General features: G+C 43.5%; 23 protein-coding genes. 10 read left to right on the forward strand and 13 right to left on the reverse strand.

What is annotated here, in order from left to right:
• Position 1 precedes the first annotated feature (1 nt).
• The 4 genes from A3GY_RS0104330 (at position 2) to A3GY_RS0104345 (ending at position 3054) form a co-directional block, all read left to right on the forward strand.
• Complete coding sequence (locus A3GY_RS0104330) at positions 2-964, forward strand: N-acetylmuramoyl-L-alanine amidase (protein ID WP_018030186.1); 963 nt, start codon at positions 2-4, stop codon at positions 962-964.
• Positions 965-1008: 44 nt separating this feature from the next.
• Positions 1009-1851, forward strand: coding sequence for a DUF368 domain-containing protein (locus A3GY_RS0104335; protein ID WP_018030187.1), 843 nt, complete (start codon positions 1009-1011; stop codon positions 1849-1851).
• Complete coding sequence (locus tag A3GY_RS0104340; protein ID WP_018030188.1) at positions 1848-2327, forward strand: aminoacyl-tRNA deacylase; 480 nt, start codon at positions 1848-1850, stop codon at positions 2325-2327. The genes A3GY_RS0104335 and A3GY_RS0104340 overlap by 4 nt, the downstream gene beginning before the upstream one ends.
• A 76-nt stretch (positions 2328-2403) precedes the next feature.
• Positions 2404-3054, forward strand: coding sequence for a histidine phosphatase family protein (locus A3GY_RS0104345; RefSeq protein WP_018030189.1), 651 nt, complete (start codon positions 2404-2406; stop codon positions 3052-3054).
• Between the two features lie 26 nt (positions 3055-3080).
• Here A3GY_RS0104345 and A3GY_RS0104350 read toward each other — a convergent pair whose 3' ends face one another.
• Positions 3081-3983, reverse strand: a complete 903-nt coding sequence (locus tag A3GY_RS0104350) for an HAD family hydrolase (RefSeq protein WP_018030190.1) — start codon at positions 3981-3983, stop codon at positions 3081-3083.
• A 147-nt stretch (positions 3984-4130) separates the two neighbouring features.
• Here A3GY_RS0104350 and lysS point away from each other — a divergent pair, with 147 nt between their 5' ends.
• The 3 genes from lysS (at position 4131) to A3GY_RS0104370 (ending at position 7937) form a co-directional block, all read left to right on the forward strand.
• Positions 4131-5618: a lysine--tRNA ligase gene (gene lysS, locus A3GY_RS0104355; RefSeq protein WP_018030191.1), complete on the forward strand. Its 1488-nt coding sequence runs from the start codon at positions 4131-4133 to the stop codon at positions 5616-5618.
• 364 nt (positions 5619-5982) lie between these two features.
• Positions 5983-7335, forward strand: coding sequence for an Nramp family divalent metal transporter (locus tag A3GY_RS0104365; protein ID WP_018030193.1), 1353 nt, complete (start codon positions 5983-5985; stop codon positions 7333-7335).
• A 62-nt stretch (positions 7336-7397) separates the two neighbouring features.
• The gene (locus A3GY_RS0104370) at positions 7398-7937 is read left to right on the forward strand and encodes a biotin transporter BioY (RefSeq protein ID WP_018030194.1); all 540 of its coding nucleotides are present in this window, start codon (positions 7398-7400) and stop codon (positions 7935-7937) included.
• 3 nt (positions 7938-7940) lie between these two features.
• Here A3GY_RS0104370 and A3GY_RS0104375 read toward each other — a convergent pair whose 3' ends face one another.
• Positions 7941-8153, reverse strand: coding sequence for a YdbC family protein (locus A3GY_RS0104375; protein WP_018030195.1), 213 nt, complete (start codon positions 8151-8153; stop codon positions 7941-7943).
• A gap of 96 nt (positions 8154-8249) precedes the next feature.
• On the opposite strand from A3GY_RS0104375, the gene A3GY_RS0104380 reads away from it, so the two are divergent.
• Entirely contained in the window at positions 8250-8564 is a 315-nt protein-coding gene (locus tag A3GY_RS0104380) for a hypothetical protein (RefSeq protein ID WP_018030196.1), read from the forward strand.
• A 61-nt stretch (positions 8565-8625) separates the two neighbouring features.
• On the opposite strand, the gene ahpF is transcribed toward A3GY_RS0104380, so the two are convergent.
• The 4 genes from ahpF to A3GY_RS0104400 form a co-directional block, all read right to left on the reverse strand.
• Positions 8626-10158, reverse strand: a complete 1533-nt coding sequence (gene ahpF, locus A3GY_RS0104385) for an alkyl hydroperoxide reductase subunit F (RefSeq protein ID WP_018030197.1) — start codon at positions 10156-10158, stop codon at positions 8626-8628.
• An 11-nt stretch (positions 10159-10169) separates the two neighbouring features.
• On the reverse strand, positions 10170-10730 hold the full coding sequence (gene ahpC, locus A3GY_RS0104390; RefSeq protein WP_006532738.1) for an alkyl hydroperoxide reductase subunit C: 561 nt from the start codon (positions 10728-10730) through the stop codon (positions 10170-10172).
• A 106-nt stretch (positions 10731-10836) separates the two neighbouring features.
• Positions 10837-12123, reverse strand: coding sequence for a peptidase U32 family protein (locus A3GY_RS0104395; RefSeq protein ID WP_018030198.1), 1287 nt, complete (start codon positions 12121-12123; stop codon positions 10837-10839).
• Positions 12124-12178: 55 nt separating this feature from the next.
• Positions 12179-13108, reverse strand: coding sequence for a peptidase U32 family protein (locus tag A3GY_RS0104400; RefSeq protein ID WP_018030199.1), 930 nt, complete (start codon positions 13106-13108; stop codon positions 12179-12181).
• 150 nt (positions 13109-13258) lie between these two features.
• Here A3GY_RS0104400 and A3GY_RS0104405 point away from each other — a divergent pair, with 150 nt between their 5' ends.
• Positions 13259-13546: a DUF3270 domain-containing protein gene (locus A3GY_RS0104405; protein WP_018030200.1), complete on the forward strand. Its 288-nt coding sequence runs from the start codon at positions 13259-13261 to the stop codon at positions 13544-13546.
• Positions 13547-13661: 115 nt separating this feature from the next.
• Here the strand turns inward: A3GY_RS0104405 and A3GY_RS0104410 are convergent, their stop codons facing one another.
• Genes A3GY_RS0104410 through hprK form a run of 4 tightly spaced genes read right to left on the reverse strand, consistent with a single transcriptional unit; the run spans position 13662 to position 16246 of the window.
• Complete coding sequence (locus tag A3GY_RS0104410) at positions 13662-14117, reverse strand: YtxH domain-containing protein (RefSeq protein ID WP_018030201.1); 456 nt, start codon at positions 14115-14117, stop codon at positions 13662-13664.
• Positions 14110-14514, reverse strand: a complete 405-nt coding sequence (locus tag A3GY_RS0104415; protein WP_018030202.1) for a DUF948 domain-containing protein — start codon at positions 14512-14514, stop codon at positions 14110-14112. Before A3GY_RS0104415 ends, A3GY_RS0104410 begins: the two co-directional genes overlap by 8 nt.
• A 21-nt stretch (positions 14515-14535) precedes the next feature.
• Complete coding sequence (gene lgt, locus A3GY_RS0104420; RefSeq protein WP_018030203.1) at positions 14536-15318, reverse strand: prolipoprotein diacylglyceryl transferase; 783 nt, start codon at positions 15316-15318, stop codon at positions 14536-14538.
• Positions 15311-16246, reverse strand: coding sequence for an HPr(Ser) kinase/phosphatase (gene hprK / locus A3GY_RS0104425; protein ID WP_018030204.1), 936 nt, complete (start codon positions 16244-16246; stop codon positions 15311-15313). Before hprK ends, lgt begins: the two co-directional genes overlap by 8 nt.
• 145 nt (positions 16247-16391) lie before the next feature.
• Between hprK and A3GY_RS0104430 the strand changes: the two genes are divergently transcribed.
• Positions 16392-16655, forward strand: a complete 264-nt coding sequence (locus A3GY_RS0104430; protein ID WP_018030205.1) for a hypothetical protein — start codon at positions 16392-16394, stop codon at positions 16653-16655.
• A gap of 50 nt (positions 16656-16705) precedes the next feature.
• On the opposite strand, the gene A3GY_RS0104435 is transcribed toward A3GY_RS0104430, so the two are convergent.
• From A3GY_RS0104435 to A3GY_RS0104450, 3 genes are all read right to left on the reverse strand, one after another.
• Positions 16706-17002 carry a hypothetical protein gene (locus A3GY_RS0104435; protein WP_018030206.1) on the reverse strand — a complete coding sequence of 99 codons (297 nt, stop codon included), beginning with the start codon at positions 17000-17002 and terminating at the stop codon, positions 16706-16708.
• 11 nt (positions 17003-17013) lie between these two features.
• Positions 17014-19071, reverse strand: coding sequence for a T7SS effector LXG polymorphic toxin (locus A3GY_RS10265; RefSeq protein ID WP_018030207.1), 2058 nt, complete (start codon positions 19069-19071; stop codon positions 17014-17016).
• 236 nt (positions 19072-19307) lie between these two features.
• On the reverse strand, positions 19308-19613 hold the full coding sequence (locus tag A3GY_RS0104450) for a PspC domain-containing protein (protein WP_026161931.1): 306 nt from the start codon (positions 19611-19613) through the stop codon (positions 19308-19310).
• Between the last annotated feature and the right edge of the window lie 18 nt (positions 19614-19631).

Raw genomic sequence — 19631 nt, forward strand, 5'->3', positions numbered from 1 at the left:
CATGGCTAAAAAATATCAAAGACGGAAGAAACGGAAAACTAAAAAACAGGCTATATCTCGAAAATACTGGATTTTTGCCAGTCTGGGCTTATTAGTGGCTGCTCTTTCAGCCTTTATTTATCATGAAAAAATTCACATTAAGACCAGCTACTCTGTCTCAGAAATCGCTACAGTAAATCCAGGGGAAGACACTCTTCTCTATCCTTATCTTTTCAAGGTGCAAACCAAAAAAATCGCGTCCGTCACCAATCTAGCTGTGGAAGGTTACCTTTTGACTTCCTATAAAGGGGAACAAATAACCTTTGCTAAGGTCAGATACGAGGACAAACTCTATTACATCAAGGCAAATCAGCTGAAGATTACTCAATCCAACAGCATCAATGCCTACATTGCCAGTCTTAATTACCCTCATGAACAGATTGACAATCAAATCAATAATGCGTTTGCAAAAAAAGCCTATGCGACTTCAAACGCTAAGCCAAAAGGTGTCCTTATTCATGATACGGATAACGACCGCTCTGATATCAATGATGAAATAAACTATATGGCAAAAAATTACCAGACACAAGGTATTTTTGTTCATGCCTTTATTGACAATACCAGAATTGTCCAAATTGCTGATAACCAATATATGGCACAGGGAGCGGGTCCCAAAGCCAATCCTTACTATATCCAATTTGAAATGACGCGGCTTACTGATGCAGACAGCTTCGCCAGACAGCTTGCTAATGCCGCCTACTACACTGCCTATATGCTCCATAAATATCAGCTCCCCGTCACACTTGCCAGCAAAGACGGCTCGGGCAGTCTTTGGACACATGCACTGGCTTCTGAATATCTTGGGGGAACCGATCATCAGGATCCTGAGGAGTATTGGTCGGCCGCCAGTCAAAATTACTTCGGCACAGACTATGGACTAGAGCAGTTTAGAGATTTAGTCCAAGTCTACTATAACCAATTTTAAAATGGTATAATAGTTTTGTTATACTATTTTTTTTGGAGGAAATTATGATTTCTTGGTTTACAAGACTCTTTAAGGGAGTCATTATTGCACTTGGCTTTATCCTGCCAGGTGTTTCCGGCGGTGTGCTAGCTTCTATCTTAGGACTTTATGAGCGCATCATCTCCTTTCTGGCCCACATGTCCAAAGACTTCGTCAAAAATGTTCTCTTCTTTATCCCTGTCGGCATTGGTGGTATTCTAGGAATTGCGCTTTTCTCTGCTCCTTTGGAATATCTCTTGCAACACTATCAGGTACCTGTCCTTTGGGCCTTTACAGGAGCTATCGTTGGGACTCTACCTTCTCTTTTAGCTGAATCTACCCAAAAATCCAAACGAGATAAGGTCGACCTAGCCTTTCTCGGCCTGACCTTTGTCCTTTCAGGTCTATTGCTTTACTTCTTAAATGATTTAGTCGGTACTATTCCAGCCAATTTTGCCAGCTTTGTTTTAGCGGGTGCTTTAATTGCACTCGGTGTTCTGGTGCCTGGTCTCAGCCCTTCCAACTTGCTGTTGATTATGGGGCTTTATACGCCTATGCTGACTGGCTTTAAGAACCTCGACTTAGTCGGTGTTTTCCTCCCTATTGCCATCGGTGGTGCTCTCACCATGCTACTTTTCTCAAAAGTTATGGACTATGCCTTAAGCCATTATCATTCCCGTGTTTACCACCTGATTATCGGTTTAGTCCTATCCAGCACACTTTTGATTATCCTTCCAAATCCGCGTAATGCCGAAAGTATTTCTTATGCTGGAACTGGGATCGGAACATGGTTAGCAACCCTGATTTTCTTTGTTCTGGGAATCCTGTTGGGAGCTTGGATGAGCAAGCTTGAGGAAAAATACAAATGAGTAAAAAAACAAGGCTGAAAAAAACCTTGGTGGACCAAATTTTGGATAAGGCGGACATTCCTCACGAGAGTCTGGCTTTAAATGCTTTGACCCAACAACTGCCCGAAGGAATTCAACAGGGAGATATTTTCAAAACACTAGCTCTGATAGGAGACAAGACTGGACCGATTATCGGAATTGTCCCTCTAACAGAACATCTGTCCGAAAAAAAACTGGCCAAGATTTCTGGCAATAAGAAGGTCCAGATGATTCCTCAAAAAGATCTGCAAAAAACGACAGGATACGTCCATGGTGCCAACAATCCCATTGGCATCCGGCAAAAGCACCCCTACCCTATCTATATCGACCAATCAGCTCTGGACAAGGGAGATATGATTGTTTCAGCTGGCGAACTCGGACGCTCTATCAAGATTAAAAGTCAAACTTTAGCAGATTTTGTGGGAGCCCGTTTCGCTGATATCTGCCAGCCATCCTAAGTTTGCCATTTAAGCTATTGGTTTGTTATAATAGAGTTAGGAACATGAGATTAAAAGCATTATATGAAGAGGTATTATGAAACTTTACTTTGTTCGTCACGGCAAAACCGAATGGAATTTGGAAGGGCGTTTTCAGGGGGCTAACGGTGATTCTCCTCTGCTTGAGTCCTCTATTAAGGAGACGGAAGAACTGGGACGCTACTTAAAAGCGATTCCATTTGATGCTGTCTATTCCAGTGACCTGGAGCGGGCCTATCGAACCGCAGACATCATCATGAATGAAAATGACTCCCCTGTCCAAATCACCTGCAGCAAAGCACTGCGTGAATGGGATTTAGGGAATTTAGAAGGACAGAAAATCAGTCTGGTCTGCGCTATCTATCCCAAACAAATGGAGGCTTTTCGCCACAATTTAGCACAATTTAACAACTCTATGTTCGAGGCAGAATCTGTTTATCAAGCTACCCAGCGTATCCTCAACTTTGTCAAATCTCTAAAGGATAAAAAAGAGGAAAATGTCCTTATTGTCGGCCACGGAGCTACGCTGACCGCAGCTATCCAACGATTGCTCGGTTTTGAATCGTCTCAGCTGAGACGCGGAGGAGGACTTGATAATTCAAGCCTGACTATTCTTGAAACAGATGATTTCTCTCACTTTAATCTCCTCAAATGGAATGATACGTCCTACCAGCTGACAGAAACCAATGAACCCGTCACAGTACCATAAAAGACCTAGGAAAGCCTAGGTCTTTTTTAATTGGCATATTTCATGCGTAAGATTTTTTCTTGGTGCTTATCAAGCCTTAGAAGAATAACCACCTTATCGATGCTCATATTACTTTCCAACAGCCGCTCAGCTGCCAGCATTAAGCCATTATTGAGACCCATTTGCAGGACTGGGTTCTGCTTGTCATTAGCATCAAAGATAAACTTATTGGTCGGCAGGTCAAACAGTACCTTAACCGCACCATAGAGCTGCTGAAAAGAATCAATCTCAAGATCAAAAACAGGCTTGATACCTGGTCTTAAGCTGCGGCCGCGATGGTTGAACCACATGGAATGCCAGCCGCTGCGAAAGGCTCCTATGATGTCATTATCATAAGAATCCCCAACATAAAGCGTTGTCGCCGGATTCATGTCAAACTGCTCAGCTGCCAGATTGAAAATCTCCTTTTGAGGTTTTTGAAATCCTGTCGCCTGACTGACCAGCACGCGTTTGGGTTCAACATAATCATACAGCCCTAATTTTTTTACCTTCTTGAGCTGATGCTCTGTCGGACCATTGGTAATCACCCCCATGGGAATCTGCTTCTGCTTTAGAAAGTCCAAGGTCAGACGCATCTCATCCAGCATGGTAATATTCTCAAGTTCTTTTTCATAAATATCTTGAAAATAGCGACCCTCTTCCTCATCAATCAGTCGATAGCCAAATTCGGCCAATGTCTGCTGACAGCGCCAAAAACGAAAATACTCGGTCGTCCACTCCCCCGCCATCACACGGGGGAAACCTGTATCCGAATAATGACGAAATCGGATGTAAGCCTGATTCATCTGGCTCATATCAAAATCAGGGAAACATTTTTCCATAGCGATGCGGTAAGGGGCTTGTTGATCATAAATCGTATCATCAACATCAAAAACGATTGCTGTAATCATGGCGCTTCTTTCTCTTTTTTAATCCTTGAAAATTATACTATTTTTTGATGATGATTTCAAATGTCCTCTTGGAAAATCACTAAAGAAATAAGTGCTATCTAGGGGATTTTATGATAAAATAGGAAGAACACGTTATTGGAGGAAAACATGTCAAACGAACATCTGGAAGAATTAAATGACCAAGAACTTGTCCGTCGCGAAAAAATGACGGTTCTGGCAGAAAAAGGGATTGATCCTTTTGGGAAGCGATTTGAACGCACAGCGACATCTGGTCAGTTAAAGCAAAAGTATTCCGATAAAAGCAAAGAAGAATTGCATGACCTAGACGAAAAAGCTACCATTGCCGGACGTATCATGACCAAACGCGGCAAAGGTAAGGTCGGCTTCGCTCATATTCAAGACCGAGAAGGACAGATTCAGATTTACGTCCGTAAAGATGCTGTCGGCGAAGATAATTACGAGATTTTTAAAAAAGCTGACCTCGGCGACTTTATCGGTGTTGAGGGAGATATTATGCGGACCGATATGGGGGAGCTGTCTATCAAGGCCAACCAATTAACCCATTTATCAAAAGCCCTCCGTCCGCTGCCTGAAAAATTCCATGGTCTCTCTGATGTTGAAACCATCTATCGCAAGCGCTATTTGGACCTGATTTCAAACCGCAGCAGTTTTGAAAAGTTTGTGACACGCAGCCGTGTCATTTCTGAAATCCGCCGTTACCTGGATGGTTTGGGCTATTTAGAAGTAGAGACTCCTGTCCTTCATAACGAAGCCGGCGGTGCCGCTGCCCGTCCTTTTAACACACATCATAATGCGCTTGACATGGACATGGTACTCCGCATTGCCCTTGAACTTCATCTGAAACGGCTCATTGTCGGAGGCATGGAAAAGGTTTATGAAATTGGCCGTGTCTTCCGTAATGAAGGAATCGACCAGACCCATAATCCTGAGTTCACCATGCTAGAACTCTATACAGCTTACCATGATTTCAGGGATGTGATGGATCTTACAGAAGGCATCATTCAGCATGTGGCTAAAGCTGTCAAAGGAGATGACAATTTGATCTTCCAAGATCAGGAGCTAGCCATTCATGAACCTTTTAAACGGGCCCACATGCTTGATTTGATTAAGGAAAAGACTGGACTTGATTTCTGGCAAGAACTGTCACTCGATGAAGCTAAGGCTTTGGCACAGGAACACAAGGTTCCGGTTGAAGCTCACTTCACAGTTGGTCACATCATCAACGCCTTCTTTGAAGCCTTTGTAGAAGAGACACTGATTCAACCGACCTTTGTCTATGGGCATCCCGTTGAGATTTCACCTTTAGCCAAGATGAATGATGAGGATAAGCGATTTACCGATCGTTTCGAACTCTTTATCGTCGGTAAAGAGTACGCCAATGCCTTCACCGAACTGAATGATCCAATCGATCAGCTCCAACGTTTTGAAGCTCAGGCCAAGGCAAAAGAACTGGGAGATGATGAAGCAACCGGCATTGACTATGACTATGTCGAAGCACTAGAGTACGGCATGCCGCCAACAGGCGGGCTGGGCATCGGTATTGACCGCCTCGTTATGCTCATGACCGACTCAACCTCTATCCGAGATATCCTCCTCTTCCCAACCATGAAATAATCAACCCCTTTTATTAGACCTTCTAATGGAAAGTATCTCCCCAAGGCCAATTTCTATAAACAAGCTGCAAAATATGATAAAATAAGTTTATCAAGAAATGCTGCTGAAGGAATGAACCCATGATGAAAAAACCGCTGATAACTTTTCTGTCTGCCCTTATTTTACTTAGTTACGGCTTTTTCAGTCACAAATATACCTTTATCGGGCTAGGAATAGTTTTTGTCATCATAGGGCTGGCTGATCTGCTGCAATCTAAAAAGTGAGGTCCGTTTTCTCTGGCCAAAAGAACGAACAGACTGACAACCGTCAGTCTGTTTCTTTATGCTATAATAACATCAGCTAAACTTAGAAACGAGATACCCTTGTGAAAAACCAAACTGACACATTATCGCAAAAATCTCTGCAAGATATTAATCAATCTATTAAGGTACCTAAGAAAGCTTCCTTTTGGAAGACATTGCTCATCTTCTCCGGTCCGGGAAGCCTAGTTGCCGTCGGTTATATGGATCCTGGGAACTGGATAACAAGTGTCGTCGGTGGAGCTCATTACCGCTACTTGCTCTTATCAGTCGTTTTGATCTCTTCCTTAATGGCCATGCAGCTTCAGCAGATGGCTGGGAAGTTAGGCATTGTCTGCCAGCAGGATTTGGCACAAGTCACTGCACGAAACCTTCCCAAATGGCTTCGGTATGGACTCTGGCTGATTGCCGAGCTAGCACTGATGGCGACTGACTTAGCAGAAGTCATCGGCTCAGGAATTGCCCTGCACCTGCTCTTTGGCTGGCCCCTGCTCTTTTCCATCCTCATAACGGTTTTGGATGTCTTTTTACTCTTAAGTCTGATGAAATTAGGCTTTCGTAAGATTGAGGCAGTAGTGTCCACTCTTATTATGACAATCCTCATTATCTTTGCCTATCTGGTTTTCCTGTCAAAACCTAGTCTTTCTGGTATTGTGAACGGCTTCTTCCCGCATAAGGAAGTGCTCGGTATCGGTCTCTCTAAAGGAAATCAGGCGCTGACACTGGCTTTAGGAATCATTGGTGCAACGGTAATGCCCCACAATCTCTATCTGCATAGTTCCATCTCCCAGACCAGACAGGTTAATTATCAAGATAAGGCTGATATTAAGCGAGCCGTCACCTTTATGACCTGGGATTCCAATATCCAGCTGTCACTGGCCTTTGTCGTCAATTCACTTTTGTTAATCTTGGGAGCCAGTCTCTTCTTTGGCCATGCTGATAAAATAGGTGCTTTCTCAAGCATGTACAAGGCGCTTCAGGATAATCAGATTGCCGGTGCCATCGCAAGTCCGCTCTTATCAACCTTATTTGCCGTGGCACTCCTAGCCAGCGGGCAAAATTCAACCATCACCGGTACTCTAACAGGCCAAATTGTGACCGAAGGTTTTCTTCACCTGAAACTCCCCCAATGGCTGATCCGCCTGCTGACTCGGCTGCTGGCTTTGCTGCCTGTCATCATTGTCGCTTTTTTATTCGGTGATCAGGAAAGTACTCTGGATGACCTTTTGGTCTATTCTCAGGTTTTTCTCTCCATTGCCCTGCCCTTCTCCATCTTTCCCTTAGTCTACTTTACATCTCATAAAAAAATGATGGGAGAGTTTGTCAATCGAAAATGGAACTCCATCTTAGCTTATGTGATTGCGGTTATCCTGACCCTCCTCAATCTCAAGTTAGTTCTTGACATTTTTCTAAAATAGGTTATCATTTAGTTACCTTTTTATTTTTTACGGATAACTAAATGATGATGAAAGGAGTTTCTATGTCTAGAAAAAATTTATACCCAATCATTTTGCCAGCCATTGGCGCTGCTATTTTGGCTGTCTTATCACAAATTAGCCTTCCAATCGGCCCCGTTCCAGTAACTTTGCAAACATTTGCCGTAGCTCTTATAGCAACCTTGCTAAAACCTCGCGAAGCTGTCCTAAGTACCCTTCTTTATCTTTTATTAGGTGCTCTGGGGCTGCCCGTTTTTGCTGGTGGGTCAGGAGGTTTTCAAGCCTTATTCGGCCCTACTGCAGGCTATCTATGGGGTTACATTCCCTTTGCCATCATCACCTCTCTATTGACTGACAAAGAGTCCTCTTATTTAAAAACTTTTTTGGCAAATCTTTTAGGAGACTGCTGCCCATTTTTACTGGGAGTTGTCAGCCTCCATCTGGTAGCTGGCATGACTTGGTCACAAGCTCTGGCTGTTGGAGTCCTTCCTTTTATCATCCCTGATTTGATCAAGCTCATTCTTGTCACACTAATCAGCAAACCCCTTTTTCAAGCACTTAAAAATGAGCCTTATTTTAAATAAGACTCATTTTTTAAAAGCTGTCACCAGAACGTCAAACTCTTCATTCGTGAGCGTAATTCCTTTGCCCATCTTACTATGATCAGGGCTCCAAGAACGCAGGTCATACTTGGCCGGCGCACCATTAAAGCTCACTCGGTTAAGCTCCTTGGTCCATCCCTTTTCATTTTCAGACAAAACCAATAATTTCTCTTCGATGTCAAATGTAAATTCTGCCATGATAGCACCTCCTCTTTCTTTATTCGTTAAAAATCAGCTTTTCATTTCCTTGAAAATAAGGTATAATCATTCTATCAATTTTTGAAAGAAAATACCATGAAAAAATTCCTGCAGATTATACTGGGACATCTCACATCCTTTATTGAGTCCAGTCCCAGGCCGCCTATCGTCAACCATAAAATCAAACAGCACCACCGCCTCATTTCTGAGGCTTTGAAGAAACACGAAGCTGTCCATGTCATCTACCAAGAGAAAAGCTTTACAGGGGATATTGTCAAGTATGACAAAGAAGCCGGGAAATTAATTTTAAAGAATTTTAAAAAGAATATGTCTGTGATTATTGCCATCTCAGACATTGATAAACTGACGCTTGTCCCGCCAACCATCAAGCAATCTCAAAAATGGACTTAAAAAGACCAAGTTTTACTTGGTCTTTTTTTGGATTTCTAACACTTTAGAAGCAATCTTTTCCTTACTGTCTGATGAGGTAGTCAAAAGCACCTAAGGCTGCTGTTGCCCCTGATCCCATCGAAATAATAATTTGCTTATAAGCGCTGTCGGTACAGTCTCCAGCTGCGAAAATACCTGGAAGATTAGTCGCTCCGTCTTTGGCAACCTTAATTTCACCTCGCTGATTGAGATCAATTCCTGAATCTTTAAGCCAGTCCGTGCTTGGAACCAGACCAATCTGCACAAAAACACCTTCTAAATCAAGATGATGTTCCTGATTGCTTTCACGGTCAATATAATTAAGCCCTCGGACATGATCATCTCCAACGATATCCTTGGTGGCAACATTGGTCAAGATGGTTATATTTGACAGCTTGGCTGCCCGGTCTTGTAGAATCTGGTCCGCTTTTAAATCAGGCAGAAACTCGAGTACGTAGACATGACTGGCCAGTCCAGCCAAATCAATAGCTGCTTCCAGACCGGAATTACCGCCGCCGATAACAGCCACTTTCTGATTTTCAAAAAGCGGGCCATCACAGTGCGGACAATAAGTCACTCCCTTGGTTAAAAATTCTTTTTCTCCAGGCACATTGATATTGCGCCATTTGGCACCTAGAGCCAGAATAGCTGATTTGGCTTTCAAAATAGCGCCATTGGTCAGCTCAACCTCAACCAAATCTTTTTTCTGAATGGATTTGGCTTTTTGCGCTTTCATAATATCCACATCATATTCTTTGGTATGCTGTTCCACCTGAGCCATCAGTTGGGGACCTTCTGTATAAGGTGTTCCAATCATATTTTCAATGCCGACCGTTTCCATGACCTGCCCACCAAAGGTTTCTGCGACAAGACCTGTCTTAATACCTTTACGAGCAGCATAGATGGCTGCACTGTTACCTGCCGGACCGCCCCCGATAACCAGAACGTCAAAGACGCCTTTATCCGCAAAAGCCTCTTCAGACTGAGGACCTGCCACAAGCTCTAAGAGTTGCTCCAAACTGGAACGGCCTGAGGTCAATGCTTGTCCATCCTTATAGGTTGTTGGAACTGACATGATCCCCTTTTCTTTGACCTCATCCTGAAACATTCCTCCCTCAACCATGGTGTGGGAAATTTTAGGATTTAAGACGGACATGATATTGAAAGCCTGCACCACATCGGGGCAGTTATGGCAGGTCAGGCTGACATAGGTTTCAAAATGCATTGGGGTCTGAATCGCCTTGATACGCTCTGATAGCTCAGAATCAATCTTAGGCGGACGGCCAGACACCTGTAAAAGCGCCAGTATAAATGAGGTAAATTCGTGCCCCAGAGGGAGACCCGCAAATTCAACACCAGATTCTTGACCCTTTTGGGCGACTTGAAAGCTAGGTGTTCGGCTTAAGACTTTGTCTTCCAAGGACAGACGATCAGACATGGCCACAATCTCTTCAAGGAAATTTCTGACTTTTTGAGAATTAGCATCGTCTGCTAAATGCGCCTGCAAGACAATATCAGATTCCAGCAAGGCTAGATATTGTTCTAATTGAGCTTTTATCTCTGCATCTAATGCCATTTGTCTCCTCCTTAAATTTTACCAACGAGATCAAGACTAGGTTTTAAGGTCTCTGCTCCTTCTTTCCATTTTGCTGGGCAAACTTCACCTGGATGCTGACGCACATATTGGGCAGCGTGCACCTTATCAATCAATGTGCTGGCATCACGTCCGATACCATCCGCATTGATTTCCATCATTTGGATAATACCGTCTGGATCCACAATGAAGGTGCCGCGTTGCGCCAAACCATCTTCGCCAAGAACATCAAACCCTTGTGAGATAGCGTGTGATGGGTCGCCAATCATGGTGTAAGTAATGGTTCCCACAACGTCTGAATCATCGTGCCATGCCTTGTGAACGAAGTGGGTATCTGTTGATACCGAATAAACTTCTACTCCCAGAGACTGCAACTCAGCATACTGCTCCTGCAAATCTCCCAATTCTGTTGGGCAGACAAATGAAAAGTCTGCGGGATAGAAACAAAAGACAGCCCATTTCCCTTTGACATCCTCACTGGTTACCTTGATAAATTCACCATTGCGGTAAGCATCCGCTGAAAATGCAATCATTTCTTTTCCGACTAAAGACATATACTATCCTCCTTCTTTAATGTGCCTCCATTATATGAAAACTCTTTCCAAAAGTCCAATTATTTAATTATCAAACAATCTCAGGATATCAAAAGAGCCTAGTATTCTAGGCTCTAATCGTTTCGCTGGACCCATCTTTCTGGTAGAGGTTAATTAAGCCTTCCTTGCAGGCACGAATCATATCACCAGGTTTTACCTCCTGAGGTACTGTGATGGTCAATATCTCCATAGGGTTTGGTGCTCGGTCAATTTTATGGCCTTCCGCATCATGGAGATCTTTGATGAAGGTTTCAAAATGACGGAAACCTGGGCCGTAAAATTCAACCCTGTCCCCTTCCAAGATGACATTCCGCTGACGAATTGTTGCTGTCATATGATCCGGATCAAAGGCCAGTACTTCTCCAACAAATTTATACTGAGGAATTTTCCGGCGTGCGCCAAAGAGCTGTTCGTTTTCACTTGGCGTGCCGTAGTAAAAGCCAGTTGCCAACTCACGCTGGGCCACTTTCCATAATTCATTAATCAGGTCTTCCTTGATTGATTCAAATTTGGCTGGACTCTCCATATAAGCATCAACCGCAGCTTTATAGCAGTTTGTAACGGTAGACACGTAGTGAATGGATTTCATCCGCCCTTCGATTTTTAAGCTGTCTACACCATTGTCAATCATATCCGGTATATGATCAATCATAGACATATCTACCGCAGACATGGAAAACTCTTCTGGGATGCTGCCGGTAATGCTCTGCCGCTCCTGACCAAAAGGCATATCGTAAAGGTCGTATTTCCAACGGCAGGACTGGGAACAGCCACCTCGATTAGCATCGCGCATACTCATATGGTTGGACAGAGTACAGCGGCCTGAGTAAGAAATACACATTGCCCCATGAACAAAGGCTTCAATCTCAACATCTGTCCGACGACGAATCTCAGCTACTTCCTCCATGGAAACTTCTCTTGCCAGAACAACCCTAGTCAAACCATAATTTTTCCAAAACTGGAAGGTCTCCACATTCGTAGCGGAAGCCTGCGTCGACAGGTGAATTTCCAGACCTGGCGCTTCAGTGGCACAAATTTCAATCAGAGCAGGATCTGAAACGATGACGGCATCGATTCCCATATCGCGGAGATTGCAAAACCAAGTGCCAGCCCCCTCTTCATTTCCTTCATGCATCACCATATTAGCGGCTACATAAACTTTTGAACCTCTGGCATGCGCATAGGCCACACCTTCACGCATTTCTTCTTCTGAGAAGTTTCCTGCCCGACTGCGGAGACCATAGGCTTGTCCGCCAATGAAGACAGCATCTGCACCATAATCAACAGCAACCTTCAATTTTTCCAAAGTTCCGGCAGGTGACAGGACCTCCGGACGTTTTTTTACAGTCGTCATTTGTATTTTCTCCTATTTGCAAGATAGTCGATGAACAGTGCCACCCACCGGTTCCTTATTTAACCATGTCGGCATCGTATTCATAAAAACCTGTATCCAATCCACGATTCTGAGGATGAAGCTTACGGATTTCCTGATCGAAAAGAAAGGCTTGATCGCTGGTAAATTCCCCTTTTTCGACTAAATCACGCGCTTTGACAAAATATTGGGCAATCTTTACAAAATGTTCACCCGGCGTGTAGATACCTTCTAATTTCCAATGGTTAAAGCCATGCTGATAGAGCTCCATTAATTTGGTCATCAGATTTAAGTCATTGTTGGCAAAAATATGGGTCCCATGGTTATCCTCAAAGATTGAATAATGGGTTTGCGCATCGTTAGGATCTGCTAAAAACAAATCCCGTTCCCGCGATTTCGCTTCCTCTGTTTGGATAAAATTATAATAATTTTGTAAAAGCGGACGTTTCGAATGGTGGATAACGCTGGCACCGTAAACTAAAACTTCAGCTGGAATTTCCAAAATCTCAGCCATCGTAAAGAGTTCTTCTGAAGGGATTTCACGCGCCAGAACAGCCTCAGAAGCCCCGGCAGTCCGCCCCCAAAAGTTGACCTGACGGCCTGATGTCACCATCGTTGATGCATCATAAATCGTCTTAAAGGAACGCTGATCTCTTTGACAAATATAGAAAACCCCGGCATCTCCTACCGTAATATAGTCTGCCTTTATCTCCTCTAAAAAGTCCAGATAAGCAGGAAGTGCGTCCATCATATCCTGATGCATCAGCGCATTAACTGCTACGGTTAGTGTCTTCCCATAGCGATGAACAAGCTCAGCCATTTCTTTTAACTGATCAAGATTTAAGGCATGCGGCAGACGCAGACCAAAATTCTTTTCTCCGGCATAAATACGATCCACACCAAGTTCTAAGAGCTCCTGAGCCTGCTCCAAGCTCTCCGCTGTGGCAGTAATAACAATTTTTTCCATAGCTTTTATTGTACCAAATTTAGCTGTAAAAATCTCTTAATTTTTGAAAAAGACCTTGTTTTAACATTTTTTAGACAAAAAAATGAGATTTATCGTGACAAATGCTTTGAATTGTGATACTATTAGGTGGAATGTATAGAGGTGTATGAGATGAATAGTAATTTAAAGCGGCAGCTTGAGGAAGATGACCTCGTCTACTCCCAAGAAACTGCTCAACCCAAATATCAAGATTATCAAGTCTATGACGATACGAAAGAAAAAGTTAAAGAACTCATTTTCTTTGCCAAGCTCGCTTTCTTCTGCGTCGTGACCGTTTTAACAGCTTTTGTTCTGCTGTCAGCCAAGCTTTCTCCCGTATTTGCTTTCCCGCTTGCCATGCTGATTAGCTTTGGAGCTACAAACTTAGTTGGTCACTGGGTCAGAAAGAGACAAAACTGAACAGACACGCCGAAACTGAAAAAACAACCTAATCAATAGGTTCTTTTTTGCGTTTGCAAATTCTACCATCATCGATCAGCAATAAAAAACGAGCAGTTAATTAACTGCTCGTTTTTTATTTTTCATCTTCTGTCAGAAAATCTTGCTGGTAGTCAATCACGATGTCATCTACCTGAGCCGAGGATTCACTTGGGAAAAAGGAGGCTGATTTGTTGGCATTTGACTGCAAGGTTCCCTGTTCAAAACCTTGCTTGAATTCAGACAATTTGCTGCTGGCATAGTCTGCCGCCTGATCTGTTTTTTCTTTAACAGCAGTCACAATATCATCCTTTGTGAGTTCGCCTGAGTCAAATCTTTCCTTATAGTCATTGAACGTCTGAACAGCCAAATCTTTATAGGCGTTGGCCTTATCACTGGCATACTGATGATATTCTTCAGGATTTTCCTTATAGTCATCATAGAGATCTTTGGTTTTTTGGACCACTTCCTTACCTTTTTCCGTTGAGAGAAAATAGGCCGCAGCTGCTCCTGCCGCTGCCCCGATAATGGCTGTTTTTAATAATTTACTCATTTTTCTTTCCTTTCTTTTTGCCAAATAATTTTGAAGCTACCTTACCAACTGTATAGGCCGTTCCTGCTTTTCCGGCACTGGCACTGAAGCTGGCTGCTTTTTGTCCAAATTCGCGTGCCTGATAGTTGAGGTCTGAGACACTGGTGGATAAGTCAGCCACAGCCGTAAACAAAGGATCAATGGTTGCTACTTTACCATTGATGTCCTCGACCAGCACATTGGTCTTTGCGAGGAGCTCGTTGGCCTGATAAAGAGTCACATTGACATCGCTGGTCAATAATTTTATCGTCTGGCGCGATTCATCAACCGTATCAGATATTTTTCGCAATAAAAGAACCAGATAAACGACCAAAACTGCAAAGGCAACTGCAATAATTAAAACACTAATCTGCCACATAATAATCTCCTTTATAATTCCTTAACTTTCTTGATAAAAAGGCAGCTGCCCTTTTCTTCGACGGTAAATGATTGCTGCTAAACCGATAAGAACTAAGACGGCCGACAGCCATTGAGAAACACGCAGCCCCATAAACAGCAGGCTATCCGTTCTCATCCCTTCAATGACAAAACGGCCGCTACCATACCAGATGAGGTAAAAGAAGGTTATGTCCCCCTCTTTTAGGAAATGCGGTTTATGACGGACACTCATAATCAGGATAAACCCCAACAGATTCCAAACTGACTCATATAAAAAGGTCGGTATCCGATAATGCCCGTCAATATACATCTGCTCTTGGATAAAACGTGGCAGATAAGCCAAATCCTTCACCGCTTTACCATAGGCTTCCTGATTAAAGAAGTTGCCCCAGCGACCGATAGCCTGGGCAATTAGAACACCTGGAACAGCAATGTCCAGAAAATCGATGGGCTTAATGAAGCGATAATAGGAGAAGACAAGAAGGGTGGCCAGTCCGGTCAGAAGACCCCCATAGATGGCCAAACCGCCATTCCAAACTGCAAATATTTCATTCAGGTGCTGACGATAATAGGACCATTCAAAAATGACGTAATAGAGTCGTGCTCCTAAAATAGATAAGGGAAAGGCAATCAAAATAAAGTCAAGCACATCGTCCGCCTTGATTTTCTTGCGCGGTGCTTCTTTCATCGCAAGGTACACCGCCAAGATAAGACCTGATACAATACAAAGGGCGTACCAGCGAATGGCCAGAGGACCCAGTTTAAAAGCTACGGGACTAATCATTTTCTTCCTCATTTCTATTGATGAGGTCGGTCAGTCTATCTTGGAAAGTTTGAGTGGCATCGTAGCCCATCTGCTTGGCTCTGTAATTCATCGCCGCTGCTTCAATAACCACGGAAACATTTCGACCAGTTGTTACAGGAATGCGAATGCGAGGAATCTTGACCTCAGCCAATTCAATTTCTTCATTGCCATTGCCCAGACGGTCAAAAATTTTACCCTTTTCATAATTTTCAAGGTAAATGGAAAGCTGAACTTGTGAAGAATCCTTGACGGCACTTGCCCCATACAGACTCATGATATCAATGATGCCAACACCTCGAATTTCCAAAAGATGGCGTAAAATTTCGGCCGGTTCTCCCCAGAGCGTCTCTTCATCTTTTGCGAAAACATCTACACGGTCATCAGCAACCATCCGGTGGCCTCTTTTCACCAATTCCAGAGCGGTCTCACTCTTACCAATGCCGGAGTCTCCCTGGATGAGGACGCCCATCCCATAAATATCCATCAGAACCCCGTGAACGGTCGTTCTTTCTGCCAGACAGGAGTCTAGATACCAGGACATTTCTCCTGATAAACGGCTAGTTGGAATATGGCTCTGCAAGATAGCAATGCCTTCTTTTTTAGCAGCATTAAGCATTTCATAAGGAATCGCTAAATCACGGGCCACGATAATAGCCGGTGTTTCCTTTTTGAACATGGCTCTCAAAACCGAGTAACGGTTATGAGAGGTCATCTGAGTCAGATAGGACCATTCTTTCATCCCGACTAACTGGATACGCTCGGGTGAGTAGTAATCAAAATAACCCGTCATTTCAAGACCAGGCCTTGAAATATCAGATGTCGTAATTTCTTTTTGCAAAAGTTCTTCATCGCCGTAGATCACCTCTAATTTGATGCGCTCTACCAACATTTGTACGGTAACTTTCATGCCCCCTCCTTTTAAGGATTATTATATCATAAAAGACTGTAAAAGTAAGCGGACAGTCTTAGGGGCAAAAAGGAAATAAAAGACCCCAAAAAACTCCGCCAAAGCAGAGGTTAGTCTATAATCTGACGGAGGTATTTATCTTTTTTTGGCAATCGATTTGTTTATCTATGATACTACCATTAAATTTGAAACTAAATACTTTACCATCAATTATAATAAAAGGGTTAAGACCCGTCTGGTTCACATAAGCCACATAGTCCTGCATAAAGGTCGGACTGCGCTCACTGACAGGCTCTTTCGCCAGCAGCTCATAGTAGCGGTTGATGACATAGAGTTCCTTTTGCCGCTCTGTCTCACTCTGGAAGTAACCCTCAATAGACAGCTGATGCCCTGGGACAGGGTACCATAAGTAAGGAAATGCCTGTTTTAGTTCCTTGAGATTAAGGCCGTCAACTTCTTTTATACTTTATCTAATAAAAAGTTAGCAATAGTCGTTGTTAAGGTAGAGATCTTTTCATTAACACGTTTACGCAATTCAAAATCATTGTGCCAATAATTAATATCTGATAATCCGCCACGAGGTGGAAAAAGGGACTGATAAATAGATAATTTATTTCTGTCAGTCAATTGAATATCATTGAGTATTTGATTTTTTAAATAATGCAATTCATTTATTTGAGTTTGAACATCACTAATCTGGTAATCTTTAATTAAAGTTAATAGTTCATCTATCGCTTTTAAAATATCTGCTTTCACATTGTCACTCCTTATTGTATAATTGGCCATGAGTCCACAACTTCCACTCCATCTATATTCCACGGAGAATCAATAAAAATTTGGTTTTTATTGAGACCACCTTGATAGATACCTCCTTGACTTCCCACTGGTCCATCATAGATGGTTGTTCCTTTTGGCATCTTAATCTTGTATACTTTGTCAATCGGTGATTGTCCACTATAAGAACCATCAGGATTGGTCCAAATATCTTTGACAGCTGTATCAATTCTAACTTGGGTTCTAGATGTTGGAGCTTCAATTGTAAACCACTGTCCCATAGGGTTATCAGCACTTCCAGCTCTATAAAATATTGTATCTTCAGTTAAAACATGACTGTTATAGCGTCCGCCATAGAAATTACGATTTGGTGTAGAAGGAAGTTCTGCCAGAGGGCCGGGATGCGTTGTACCATTGAACTCATAATCATATAAATCATTATATTTAGAAACGGTCAGACTCGCCTTAGAAACCATCTTCTTGGAAGAACTCAGCTGACTGTTAATCTCCCCCACATCATCAGAGACAGCAGCTGCGCTGACTCCGGATTTCAGACCGACATAGTCCATGTAGCCACCCGTCAGGGTGAGGCCAAAGGCGCTCACTGCCTGAACCGTATGGTAGTGCTTAGCCATAAACATGACATCGTCCGAGGCTTTCTTGCCGGTGAAAGGGTTAAGACCCGTCTGGTTCACATAAGCCACATAGTCCTGCATAAAGGTCGGACTGCGCTCACTGACAGGCTCTTTCGCCAGCAGCTCATAGTAGCGGTTGATGACATAGAGTTCCTTTTGCCGCTCCGTCTCACTCTGGAAATACCCCTCAATAGACAGCTGATTCCCTGGGACAGGGTGCCATAAGTAAGGAAATGCCTGTTTCAGTTCCTTGAGGCTAAGGCCGTCAACTTCTTTTTTGAAGGCCTTTGAGACCTTGGGCTCTGGTATCGCTTGGTATTCAGGGGTATTCTTGATCTTTTTATAACGCTCGATGACATAGAGGTCATTGGCATCCAGACCCATATAGTCATGGCTGTCGTATTTTCGGATAACTTCTTTATAAGTCTTCTTGAACGTCTGCGGATCCATCTGGTCGACCTTGCGCTTAAAGTCAGCCAGCTTTTTGAGCCGCAGCACATCCGCATCAAGCTTAGCCTTGGGGTAGGCTTTTTGATAGGCCTCAATGGCCTTGATGTCTTTGGCAGTAAGGGTCTTGCCGTCTTTGACCTTGGCAACGACAGCCTTGTAGTTCTTTTTGAGCCGATAAACCTTTTGCGCTTCCTCGACTGTTTTATCCAGCTTGACATTGGGGTGCTTCTTCTGGTAGCGCTCAATGGCCTTGACGTCCTTGGCCTTAAGGGCTTTTCCTTTCTTAACCTTATCAACCACTTCCAGATAAGCTTCCCGATCTTCCCACTGGCTGTTAACGGTCTTGGTCCAGGCGAGGTCCTTCTTGCTGGGCAGGGTGAAGNTGCCGTTAAAGCTGGTCACCCCTGCCTGGAGCTGGGAAATCCCCGTCGTCACCGCACTCTCCAAACTCGCAATGTCACTGAAGAAGCCTGACGACTGGGCGTTATATTCTAGGAGCTTGCGGAGCTTTTCCTCCAACTCTGCCTTNGCGGCTGTATCGCTAGCAACTGCGTCATTGAGGCTGTTAATGCTTGCTTGAACGACGTCCGTCATGGGCTCTGTCTTTCCCAGACTGGTTGCTGACGTTTGGTTGGCTTCTATGGTTGTCGCATAGGCCGAAATCTGAGCGGTCAGCGTCTCCTCATCTAGGTCTTCACCGCCGACCTGGGCACGGTATTCGTCCGGCAGTTTCTGAACATCGGCCTTNGCGGCGTCTGCCAGAAGGATAAAGGCTTTNACCAAGGGAGCCACAACGCTGCTCCCATAGCTTTTGATATTGGTATAGGCACTGCCTGAGAGCTTGTCTTCATTGGCTAGGTTGTCAAAGGCACTGATGAGACTTTCAAAAGCAGCCGTATAGTTGTCAGCCAGTGCCGCTACCGAGGTCGCCTGACTGTCAGAACTTCCTAAAACCATTTTAACCATTCCTAAAATCCTCTCTTGTTTCAATTTATCTATTATAGCATAAATGAAAGGGCTTCGGTAGGTGTTATTCGTGCTTAAAAGTAAAATCTGTAACAAGGATTAGCGAGACTTTTGATTAATCAACTGCCAAACAAACGAAAAGGTATGGCTGTCATTAGGTTCAGACAGCCATACCTTTCGGATAAATAACTATTTTTTCTTTTTGAGGTCACAAGTCGCTTAAATAAATAGAGATACTACCAAAACCAACCATCTTTGGTTTGAGCGTCTTCTTCGTCAATGACTTCAGCATCCTTACGCTGCCTCGGTCCGTAGTGTCTCTGGTAATCATTGGTTGTCGTGTTTTCCTGCTCTAGATCCTCTTTAAAGGGGAGAAAGATAGCAAGTATGATATAAAGAATGATTCCCATACCTGAAAAATACATGAATAAGGCTGCCAGGACACGCGCAATCGTGATATCCCAGCCAAATTTATCTGAAAGACCTGCCATAACGCCACAGACCAGTCTATTCTTTCGTTGTTTGTAAAAAGTAGCTTTCATCGCAGCACCCATTCACTT

Source organism: Streptococcus ferus DSM 20646 (assembly GCF_000372425.1).
GTDB classification, from domain to species: domain Bacteria; phylum Bacillota; class Bacilli; order Lactobacillales; family Streptococcaceae; genus Streptococcus; species Streptococcus ferus.

What these genes read in the sequence shown, in the direction of transcription:
- A3GY_RS0104330 (WP_018030186.1), top strand. Translation starts at nt 2, where the DNA reads ATGGCTAAAAAATATCAAAGACGGAAGAAACGGAAAACTAAAAAACAG.
- A3GY_RS0104335 (WP_018030187.1), top strand. Translation starts at nt 1,009, where the DNA reads ATGATTTCTTGGTTTACAAGACTCTTTAAGGGAGTCATTATTGCACTT.
- A3GY_RS0104340 (WP_018030188.1), top strand. Translation starts at nt 1,848, where the DNA reads ATGAGTAAAAAAACAAGGCTGAAAAAAACCTTGGTGGACCAAATTTTG.
- A3GY_RS0104345 (WP_018030189.1), top strand. Translation starts at nt 2,404, where the DNA reads ATGAAACTTTACTTTGTTCGTCACGGCAAAACCGAATGGAATTTGGAA.
- A3GY_RS0104350 (WP_018030190.1), bottom strand. Translation starts at nt 3,983, where the DNA reads ATGATTACAGCAATCGTTTTTGATGTTGATGATACGATTTATGATCAA.
- lysS (WP_018030191.1), top strand. Translation starts at nt 4,131, where the DNA reads ATGTCAAACGAACATCTGGAAGAATTAAATGACCAAGAACTTGTCCGT.
- A3GY_RS0104370 (WP_018030194.1), top strand. Translation starts at nt 7,398, where the DNA reads ATGTCTAGAAAAAATTTATACCCAATCATTTTGCCAGCCATTGGCGCT.
- A3GY_RS0104375 (WP_018030195.1), bottom strand. Translation starts at nt 8,153, where the DNA reads ATGGCAGAATTTACATTTGACATCGAAGAGAAATTATTGGTTTTGTCT.
- A3GY_RS0104380 (WP_018030196.1), top strand. Translation starts at nt 8,250, where the DNA reads ATGAAAAAATTCCTGCAGATTATACTGGGACATCTCACATCCTTTATT.
- ahpF (WP_018030197.1), bottom strand. Translation starts at nt 10,158, where the DNA reads ATGGCATTAGATGCAGAGATAAAAGCTCAATTAGAACAATATCTAGCC.
- ahpC (WP_006532738.1), bottom strand. Translation starts at nt 10,730, where the DNA reads ATGTCTTTAGTCGGAAAAGAAATGATTGCATTTTCAGCGGATGCTTAC.
- A3GY_RS0104395 (WP_018030198.1), bottom strand. Translation starts at nt 12,123, where the DNA reads ATGACGACTGTAAAAAAACGTCCGGAGGTCCTGTCACCTGCCGGAACT.
- A3GY_RS0104400 (WP_018030199.1), bottom strand. Translation starts at nt 13,108, where the DNA reads ATGGAAAAAATTGTTATTACTGCCACAGCGGAGAGCTTGGAGCAGGCT.
- A3GY_RS0104405 (WP_018030200.1), top strand. Translation starts at nt 13,259, where the DNA reads ATGAATAGTAATTTAAAGCGGCAGCTTGAGGAAGATGACCTCGTCTAC.
- A3GY_RS0104410 (WP_018030201.1), bottom strand. Translation starts at nt 14,117, where the DNA reads ATGAGTAAATTATTAAAAACAGCCATTATCGGGGCAGCGGCAGGAGCA.
- A3GY_RS0104415 (WP_018030202.1), bottom strand. Translation starts at nt 14,514, where the DNA reads ATGTGGCAGATTAGTGTTTTAATTATTGCAGTTGCCTTTGCAGTTTTG.
- lgt (WP_018030203.1), bottom strand. Translation starts at nt 15,318, where the DNA reads ATGATTAGTCCCGTAGCTTTTAAACTGGGTCCTCTGGCCATTCGCTGG.
- hprK (WP_018030204.1), bottom strand. Translation starts at nt 16,246, where the DNA reads ATGAAAGTTACCGTACAAATGTTGGTAGAGCGCATCAAATTAGAGGTG.
- A3GY_RS0104450 (WP_026161931.1), bottom strand. Translation starts at nt 19,613, where the DNA reads ATGAAAGCTACTTTTTACAAACAACGAAAGAATAGACTGGTCTGTGGC.